The sequence below is a fragment of the Streptomyces sp. NPDC005899 genome, from assembly GCF_040629645.1.
Classification (GTDB): Bacteria; Actinomycetota; Actinomycetes; order Streptomycetales; family Streptomycetaceae; genus Streptomyces.
Window position 1 is genome coordinate 1 of sequence record NZ_JBEXWB010000285.1, and the last position, 8,442, is coordinate 8,442.

7 protein-coding genes and 1 riboswitch are annotated in these 8,442 nt (G+C 72.8%); of the genes, 5 read left to right on the forward strand and 2 right to left on the reverse strand.

Annotation, left to right across the window (positions count from 1 at the left end; all coding sequences use genetic code 11):
• Positions 1-31 precede the first annotated feature (31 nt).
• Positions 32-97, forward strand: a riboswitch (guanidine-III (ykkC-III) riboswitch).
• Positions 98-133: 36 nt separating this feature from the next.
• Positions 134-454 (forward strand): multidrug efflux SMR transporter, encoded by a 321-nt coding sequence (locus tag ABZ371_RS25045; RefSeq protein WP_358683506.1) that lies wholly within the window; start codon positions 134-136, stop codon positions 452-454.
• An 18-nt stretch (positions 455-472) separates the two neighbouring features.
• Here the strand turns inward: ABZ371_RS25045 and ABZ371_RS25050 are convergent, their stop codons facing one another.
• Positions 473-2,866 (reverse strand): transglycosylase domain-containing protein, encoded by a 2,394-nt coding sequence (locus ABZ371_RS25050; RefSeq protein WP_358683508.1) that lies wholly within the window; start codon positions 2,864-2,866, stop codon positions 473-475.
• A gap of 239 nt (positions 2,867-3,105) precedes the next feature.
• Between ABZ371_RS25050 and ABZ371_RS25055 the strand changes: the two genes are divergently transcribed.
• The 4 genes from ABZ371_RS25055 to ABZ371_RS25070 all read left to right on the forward strand — a co-directional run bounded on the left by ABZ371_RS25055 (position 3,106) and on the right by ABZ371_RS25070 (position 6,691).
• Positions 3,106-3,906 (forward strand): ABC-2 family transporter protein, encoded by an 801-nt coding sequence (locus ABZ371_RS25055; RefSeq protein WP_358683510.1) that lies wholly within the window; start codon positions 3,106-3,108, stop codon positions 3,904-3,906.
• A gap of 16 nt (positions 3,907-3,922) precedes the next feature.
• On the forward strand, positions 3,923-4,789 hold the full coding sequence (locus tag ABZ371_RS25060) for an ABC transporter permease (RefSeq protein ID WP_358683516.1): 867 nt from the start codon (positions 3,923-3,925) through the stop codon (positions 4,787-4,789).
• 9 nt (positions 4,790-4,798) lie between these two features.
• Complete coding sequence (locus tag ABZ371_RS25065; protein ID WP_358683512.1) at positions 4,799-5,779, forward strand: ABC transporter ATP-binding protein; 981 nt, start codon at positions 4,799-4,801, stop codon at positions 5,777-5,779.
• Positions 5,780-6,001: 222 nt separating this feature from the next.
• Positions 6,002-6,691, forward strand: a complete 690-nt coding sequence (locus ABZ371_RS25070; RefSeq protein WP_358683517.1) for a DUF1707 domain-containing protein — start codon at positions 6,002-6,004, stop codon at positions 6,689-6,691.
• A 190-nt stretch (positions 6,692-6,881) separates the two neighbouring features.
• On the opposite strand, the gene ABZ371_RS25075 is transcribed toward ABZ371_RS25070, so the two are convergent.
• On the reverse strand, positions 6,882-8,144 hold the full coding sequence (locus tag ABZ371_RS25075; protein ID WP_358683514.1) for an SGNH/GDSL hydrolase family protein: 1,263 nt from the start codon (positions 8,142-8,144) through the stop codon (positions 6,882-6,884).
• Positions 8,145-8,442: the final 298 nt, after the last annotated feature.

Genomic DNA, 8,442 nt, shown 5'->3' on the forward strand with positions numbered 1-8,442 from the left:
CGGTGACCGGTGTCACCGGGCCCCGCGCCGCTTTTTGCTACCGTGGTGGTGCCCCGACGAGACGCGCCGTACCGGGTTTCCGCAAAGACGACGCACCCGTGTTGTTCGTGTGTTCCGTCGTGGAGGTGCCGTCGTGGCGTGGGTTCTGCTGTTGGTCGCCGGTCTGCTGGAAGTGGCCTGGTCGATCGGGATGAAGTACACCGAGGGGTTCACCCGGCTGTGGCCGAGTGTGTTCACGGGGCTCGGGATCGTGGCCAGCATGGTGCTGCTGTCGCAGGCGGCGAAGTCGTTGCCGATCGGTACGGCGTACGGGGTGTGGGTCGGGATCGGTGCGGCGGGCGCCGCTGTGCTGGGCATGGTGGTGCTGGGCGAGCCGGTGACGGCGGCCCGGATCTTCTTCGTCTGCCTGCTGCTGGTGGCCGTGGTGGGGCTGAAGGCGACGTCCGGTCACTGACGGTTCCGCTCGGCCCCCTCAGCGGCGGGTCGTGCCGGCGCTCGGCGCGGACGCCGCCTCCCTGCCCCCGGGTGCGGAGGCGGCGTCGGTCGCGGGGCGCGGAGGGGTCGCGGGGGCCGTGGTGGCGGCCTTCCGGCCCTTCGGGTGCGGGGTGGCCGGTGCTCCGCCGGGCGGGGTGGCGGCCGGGTCGTCGCCCGACGGTGCCTCGGTGGGCCCGGTTCCGCGGTCGGTGGACCGCCGCCCCGAGGGGGAGTCCGTGTCGCCGCCTTCGGCCTCCTCGGTGTCGCCGGGGGCCTTCGAGGAACCGGACTCCTCCGGGTCCGGCTCCTCCGGGCCCTCGTCGGCCTCGAGTTCGAAGTCCCGCACCCGGCTGCCCTCCAGTGCCGCGCGGGTGTAGGCGCCCCAGGTCTGGGCCGGGGCGCCGCCGCCGTTCATCCGGGCGAGTCCGAGGGCCCCGTAGAGCGGCTTCTGGACGCCGGTACCGGGGTCCTGGCCCATGACGGCGATGACGGTGGCGAGCTCGGGCGTGTAGCCGGCGAACCAGGCCGCGCGGTCCTCCTCGGCGGTGCCCGTCTTGCCGGCCGCGGGCCGGCCGGCGGCCCGGGCGGCCGTTCCGGTGCCGCCCTCGACCACGCTGAGCAGGACGGAGGTGGTGGTGTCGGCGGCTTCCCGGCTGATGGCCTGGCGGGTGGTGCGGGCGGGGAGTTCGAGGTCGGTGCCGTTCTTGGTGATCCTCGCGACGAGCGTGTGGGGGCGTTGCCTGCCGTGGTCGGCGAGCGTGGCGTAGGCGGACGCCATGTCGACGACGCTGGCGGTGGCGGGGCCGAGGGCGATCGAGGGGGTGGCGGTCAGGTCAGGGGTGTCCCGTGGGATGCCGAGGGCCACCGCGGTGTCCTTGACCTCGTCGGGGCCGACGTCCTGGGCCATCTGGGCGTACACGGCGTTGACGGACTTGTCGGTGGCCTCACGGACGGTGATGGAGCCGTAGTCGACGTCGTCCTCGTTGGCCGGGGAGTAGCCGGTGGAGCCGGTGGAGCTCTGGACGGTGCGTTCGTTGGTGCCGTCGTAACGGGTGTTGGGGGTGATGGCGCGGCCCGCCTGGGTGGTGGAGCCGTTGGCCAGGGCGGCGGCGAGGACGAACGGCTTGAAGGTGGAGCCGACCTGGTAGTCGCGCCGGGTGGCGTTGTTGACGTACTGCCTGGTGTAGTCGACGCCGCCGTACAGGGCGACGACGTGGCCGGTGGCGGGGTCGACGGAGGCGCCGCCGGCGCGGACGTTGCGGTCGGCCTCGCGGTCCTCGCTGGTCTTGGAGAGGACGTTGTCCTTGACGGCTTCGACCAGGGCGTCCTGTTTGTCCTTCTGGAGGGTGGTGGTGATGCGGTAGCCGCCGGTGGCCAGGGTCTTCGCGTCGAGGATTTTGTGGCCGGCGAGGTAGGCCTCGACGGCGCGCACGATGTAACCGCGCTGGCCGGAGAGGGCGGTGGCGGGCTTGGCCTCGTCGGGGGTGGGGAAGGCCATGGCCCGGCGCGCGGAGCGGGTGAGCCAGTCCTGCTTGACCATGCCGTCCAGGACGTAGTCCCAGCGGGCGAGGGCGGCCTTCCTGTTCTCCGGGTGGGAGACGACGTCGTAGCTGCTGGGGGAGTTGAGGAGCGAGGCGAGGTAGGCGCCTTCGCCGGCGTCCAGGTCCTCGACGTCCTTGCCGTAGTAGGCGTGGGCGGCGGCCTGGATGCCGTAGGCGTTGCGGCCGAAGTAGCTGGTGTTCAGGTAGCCCTCGAGGATGTCGTCCTTGCTCTGTTCGCGGTCGAGCTTGACGGAGATGAAGAACTCCTTGGCCTTGCGGACGAGGGTCTGCTCCTGGCCGAGGTAGTAGTTCTTCACGTACTGCTGGGTGATGGTGGAACCGCCCTGGCGTCCCTTGCCGGTGAGGGTGTTCCAGCCGGCGCGGACGGTGGCCTTGAGGTCGATGGCGTCCTCGGAGTAGAAGTCGCGGTCCTCGGCGGCGAGGACCGCGTGCTGGACGGTGCGGGGGATGCGCCTCAGCGGGATCTTCTCGCGGTTGATCTCGCCGTCGCGGGCGATGACGCTCTTCCCGTCCGCGTACACGTAGACGTTGGCCTGCGCGGTGGCGGCGGCGTTGGCGGCGGGGATGTCGATGAGCTGGTATCCGGCGACGAATCCGCCGACGAGGAGCAGGGCCAGGAGGAGGACGCCGCCGAGGACCATCCGCCAGGTGGGTACCGCCCGGCGCCAGCCGGTGCGCTTGGGGCGTTTCGTGCGCCCCTTCTTCGTCGGCGCGCCCTCCTCGCCCGGAGGTTCGGGGCTGGGGGGTGCGGCCGAGGCGTCCCGGGGCGTCCAGCCCTCGGGGCCCTGCTGACCAGGGTCCGAGCTGTGCTGCGGTGGCTCGTGGCTCATGACGGTGGAGACTCCTCGACGCCGGATGATTTTCCCATACTGCACTTTTCGGGCGGCTATCCCCTGGATCCGATGCGGAAATCGGGTCGCGGCGGCCGTCCGGCATGGGCTAGGTTCCTTCGCTTTGGTCCTGCGAGCGCTTCGCTTCCACGAGTGGACCGGCGGGCGGGCCGGTACGCGGTGGTCGCGTGCGGCCGGGTGGCGCGGTTCCGGCGTGGCCGGGGAGGGAGGGGGGGCCGGTGCGGCTCTATGCGGTGGTGGCGGCCGGCGGGTTCCGGCGGTACGCCACGTACCGGGTGGCGACGGCGGCGGGGGTGTTCACGAACACCGTCTTCGGATTCGTGATGGCGTACACCTACACGGCCCTGTGGGCGGAGCGTCCGCGGCTCGGCGGCTACGACACGTCGCAGGCGCTGACGTACGTGTGGCTGGGCCAGGCGCTGCTGATGACCTGCGCCATGATGGGCGGCGGTTTCGAGGACGAGCTCATGGAGCGGATCCGCACGGGGGACATCGCGGTCGACCTGTACCGGCCGGCGGACCTTCAGCTGTGGTGGATGGCCGGGGATCTCGGCCGGGCCGCCTTCCACCTGCTGGGGCGTGGCGTCGTGCCGATGGCGCTGGGGGCGCTGGCCTTCGACCTCGCGCTGCCGGCCTCGCCGTGGCGGTGGCTGGCCTTCCTCGTGTCGGTCGCCCTGGGCGTGCTGGTGAGTTTCGCGGTGCGCTTCCTCGTCGCGCTGTCGGCGTTCTGGCTGATGGACGGGGCGGGTGCGATGCAGATGGCGTGGCTGGCCGGGCTGTTCTTCTCGGGGATGCTGCTGCCGCTCAACCTCTTCCCGGGGGCGCTGGGCGAGGTGGCGCGGGCCCTGCCGTGGTCCTCGCTCCTGCAGGTGCCGGCCGACGTGTTCCTCGGCAGGCACGCGGGGTGGGACCTGGTGTGGGCGTACGCCTTCCAGGCCGGGTGGGCCGTGGTGCTGCTGCTGGCGGGACGGCTGCTCCAGTCGGTGGCGACCAGGAGGGTGGTGGTCCAGGGTGGCTGAGATCGATGCCGTGCGGGTGGGCGACGCGGGGCGGGCGGGGCCGTGGCCGGAGGAGGTCGCGTTCTCCGACCGGTCACGACTGGTGGAGGGGGTGCGGGCGTACGGGCTCATCGTCGCGATGTGGCTGCGGTCGACGCTGGCCTACCGGGCGTCGTTCGTGATGACGACGCTCGGGAACTTCGTCGCGACCGCGTTCGACTTCGTCGCGATCATGTTGATGTTCACGCACGTCGACATGCTGGGCGGCTTCACGCTGCCGGAGATCGCGCTGCTGTACGGGGCCTCGGCGACCGCCTTCGGGCTGTCGGACCTGGTGCTGGGGTCGATGGACCGGCTGGGCCGGCGGGTGCGGGACGGGACGTTGGACACGTTGCTGGTACGGCCGGTCCCGGTGCTGGCGCAGGTGGCGGCGGACCGGTTCGCGCTGCGCAGGCTGGGCCGGGTCACGCAGGGGCTGCTGGTGCTCGGTTACGCACTGGTGTCGCTGGAGGTGGAGTGGACGCCGCTGAAGGTGGTGATGCTGCCGCTGATGGTGCTGAGCGGGGCGGCGATCTTCGGGGCGGTGTTCGTGGCGGGGGCCGCGTTCCAGTTCTTCGCGCAGGACGCCTCGGAGGTGCAGAACGCCTTCACGTACGGCGGCACGACGCTGTTGCAGTACCCGCCGTCGGTCTTCGCGAAGGACCTGGTGCGCGGGGTGACGTTCGTGGTGCCGCTGGCGTTCGTGAGCTGGTTGCCGGCGCTCTACGTGCTCGGCCGGGACTACCCGTTGGGGCTGCCCGGGTGGGTGGCGTTCCTGCCGCCGCTGGTGGCCGGGGTGTCCTGGGTGCTCGCGGGTCTGGCGTGGCGGGTGGGGCTGCGGGCGTACCGCAGCACGGGAAGCTGAGGAGTGGTCATGGGAGACGCGGACTTCATCGAGCTGGACGGGGTCGAGAAGGTCTTCGACGTGCGGCGCAGGGCGGGTTTCCTGCGTAGGGAGCGGCACGAGGTGCGTGCCGTGGACGGCATCAGCTTCCGGGTGCCGCGCGGCGAGATGGTCGGGTACATCGGGCCGAACGGGGCCGGCAAGTCGACGACGATCAAGATGCTGACGGGCATCCTCACCCCGAGCGGCGGCCGGCTGCGGGTGGCGGGCATCGACCCCTCCCGGGAGCGCACGAAGCTGGCGCACCGGATCGGGGTGGTGTTCGGGCAGCGGACGACGCTGTGGTGGGACCTTCCCCTGCGTGACTCCTACCGGCTGATGCACCGGATGTACCGGATCCCGGACCGCCGCTTCCGGCAGAACATGGACCGGTGCGTCGAACTCCTGGATCTGGGGGCCTTGCTGGAGACACCGGTGCGGCAGCTGTCCCTGGGGCAGCGGATGCGGGGTGACATCGCGGCGGCGCTGCTGCACGACCCGGAGGTGCTGTACCTGGACGAGCCGACGATCGGTCTCGACGTGGTGTCCAAGGCGAGGGTGCGGGAGTTCCTGCGGGAGCTGAACGCCGAGCGGTCCACGACGGTGCTGCTGACCACGCACGACCTCACCGACATCGAGCAGTTGTGCCGGCGGGTGATGGTGATCGACCACGGCCGCCTGGTGTACGACGGCGGGCTCGCCGGGCTGCACGAGGTGGGGGAGAGCGAGCGCACGCTGGTGGTGGACCTGGCGCGGGAACTGCCGCCGATCGACCTGGTGGCGGAGCCCTCGGTGCGGGTGGTGAAGGTGGAGGGGCCGCGGCAGTGGCTGGCGTTCCCGGCGTCGGAGCCGGCCGCGGGACTGGTCGCGCGGATCGCGGCGGACTACCCGCTGGTCGACCTGTCGGTGCGGGAGCCGGACATCGAGGCGGTGATCGCGAGGATGTACGCGGCCGCGCCGGTCCCGGACTGACCGCCGGGACGGTATCCCGGGCCCTCGCCCGCCGGTCGCCGCGCAGGTGGCCGGGGGTTCTTCCGGCACGGTGGCCGGCGTCTGGCCCGTGGCCGGTGCGCGCCCGGGGGCCCACGGCTCGGCGTCGGTGTCCCGGCGGCGGCGGGTTGATCCGGCCGGACCCATGGGCCCGGCCCGCGACCGCTCTATAGGGTGCGCGGTATGACAAGCGAGAACCCGGACATGCGTGCCTCCGACGCCGAACGTGAGCGGGTCGCCGAGACCCTGCGGGAGGCCGTGGCCGAGGGCCGGTTGCAGATGGACGAGTTCGAGCAGAGGCTCGACGCCACGTACAGGGCCCGTACGCACGGTGAGTTGGTGCCGCTCGTCAGCGATCTCCCGGTGCCGGGTGGGTTCGTGCCGCCGGTGGCCGGCGTGGTGGCCGAGCGCGCGGGTGCCTCCGCCGGCTGGGCCGCGCGGATCGGTGGTCCCGCCACCTCGTCGGGGGCGTTCGCGTTCTGGGGCGGTTTCAGGCGCGGGGGCCGCTGGACCGTGGGCCGGGTGTTCACCGCGTTCGCGATGTGGGGCGGTGGCGAGATCGATCTGCGTGAAGCGCGTTTCGAGGATCGCGAGGTCGTGGTCCGCTGCTTCGCGATCATGGGCGGGATCCAGGTGAAGGTCCCGCCGAACGTGCACCTGCACGTCAACGGCATCGGCGTCATGGGCGGCTTCGACGAGCAGACGAAGGACGCGGGCGAGCCCGATCCGGACGCCCCGCGGGTGCGGGTCACCGGCTTCGCCCTGATGGGCGGGGTGGGCGTGGACCGCAAGTGGACCAAGGCGCAGCGGCAGCGGCTCAGGGAGGCCGGGCGGGCGGAGCGGTCGCGGCTCGACGAGCCGGGCACCGGGAGCGGGCGCAAGGAGCTCGGCTGAACGGGCGGGTGCGTGGCGGTGCGGTGCGCCGGGGCCACCGGAGCGCCGGCCCACCCGCCCGGCCGTCCCGCCGTGGGCGGCTACCGGCCGCACCGCCGGCCGGCGACGCGCCACGCCGCCCCGCGTGCGCCCGGATGCCGGCCGTCGGGCGGCTGCCGGGGCCGACTGCCGTCCGGGTTGCCGGCCGGGGTCAGAAGGCGTCGCTCTTGGGGGTCCCGTCCACCGCGTGGAGGTCGATGGCCCGGCCCATGGCGCGGTAGCCGGCGTCGTTGAAGTGCAGGCGGTCGCCCGAGCCGTACTCCGGCAGGATCCGGTTGGGCGCGTAGGGGTCGCGGACGGCCCGGTCGAAGTCGATGAAGGCGTCGAAGATCCGTCCGGAGCGGATCTCCTCGTTGACGGCCAGGCGCACGCGGTTCCGTTCGGGTGTCCAGGTGGGGTAGCCCTGGAAGGGGGTCAGCGTCGCTCCCACGACCCGCATGCCCTGGGCGTGTGCGCGCTCGGTCAGGGCCCGGAGCCCGGCCGTGATGCGCCGGGGGTCCCGCTCCTGGGGGTACTGCTGCACGTCGTTGACGCCCAGGGCGATGATCACGGTCTTCGCCCCGGTGACGGACAGGACGTCGCGTGTGAAGCGGTGGGCTGCGCTCTGCCCGCCGGTGTTCCGCACGCCGCCGGTGACGAGCGGGCTGTCGAGCAGGAGGCGGTTGCCCGCGATGCCCTGGTTGGCGATTCCGTACGCGTGGCGGAGGCGGTCGGAGAGGACGTCCGTCCAGCGGCTGTCGGTGTCGGTGGTGGAACCGCTGCCCGCCGTCAGGGAGTCGCCGATCACGACGATCGCCCCGGGCGACGTGTCGTCGCGCACGTCGACGGCCGTCAGGTAGCGCCACCGGGTGGTGCTCCAGGTGCCGTCGCCGTCGGCGAGGTACGAGGTCTGGTGGGAGTTCGGGTGCTGGGTGACCGGCCCGGAGGCGTACGGGGTGCGGAAGGAGACCTCCAGGTCGGCATCGGGTGCGACGGGCACGACGACCGGATCGCTGACGACCTGTCCGCCCGCGGCGACGGAGACGGTGAGCCGGCCCTGGAAGGTCACCTGACGGGTGTTCACGGTGGCCTGGTCGACGACGAGCGGGACGGTGCCGAAGAGGTTGGACAGGGTGATCCGGGCGGCGTCACCGCCGACACTGGTGTGCACGATGTTGCGGATGGTGCGGCCGGGGTAGCCCCGCGGGGAGCCCGGCTCCGCGCTGACGGGGGCTCCGGTCCAGGTGGCGACCCAGGTGCCGGTGGAGTTGGCCGGCGCGGCGGGGCCGTGCGCCGCCGTGCGGGACGTGGGCCCGCCGTGCGGTGCCTGCCGCCCGCCGGCGATCAGCGACGTACCGGACGCGATGGCGGCGGCGAGCGCGGCGGTGCCGGCGACGAGGGCGATGAGCAGGGCATACCCCTGGCGCCTGGGCATCTGCGGTGTTTCTCCTCGGGAAGTTCGGCCCGGTGTCCGGGGTGCTCTCATGATGCGACAGGCCCCGGGGAACTCGACGTGCGGCCCGGGAGTAGGTGAGGTAGGGACAATGCGTACGGCACGGGGTGACGCGTACGCGGACGGGTGGAGCGGATGGAACAGGACGCGGGACAGGGAACGGCATCCGGGCCGAAGGGCCGTGGCTCCGGCCGGCCGGCCGCCCCCCCCGGCGCCCGGGGCGCCCCCCGCGGCCCGGCGGGGGGGGGGCGGCGGGGGGGGGGCGGTGCGGAGAGGCCAC

Bases quoted from the DNA above. Each gene is read 5' to 3' on its own strand.
- ABZ371_RS25050 (WP_358683508.1), bottom strand. From the start codon at position 2,866: ATGAGCCACGAGCCACCGCAGCACAGCTCGGACCCTGGTCAGCAGGGC.
- ABZ371_RS25065 (WP_358683512.1), top strand. From the start codon at position 4,799: ATGGGAGACGCGGACTTCATCGAGCTGGACGGGGTCGAGAAGGTCTTC.
- ABZ371_RS25070 (WP_358683517.1), top strand. From the start codon at position 6,002: ATGCGTGCCTCCGACGCCGAACGTGAGCGGGTCGCCGAGACCCTGCGG.
- ABZ371_RS25075 (WP_358683514.1), bottom strand. From the start codon at position 8,144: ATGCCCAGGCGCCAGGGGTATGCCCTGCTCATCGCCCTCGTCGCCGGC.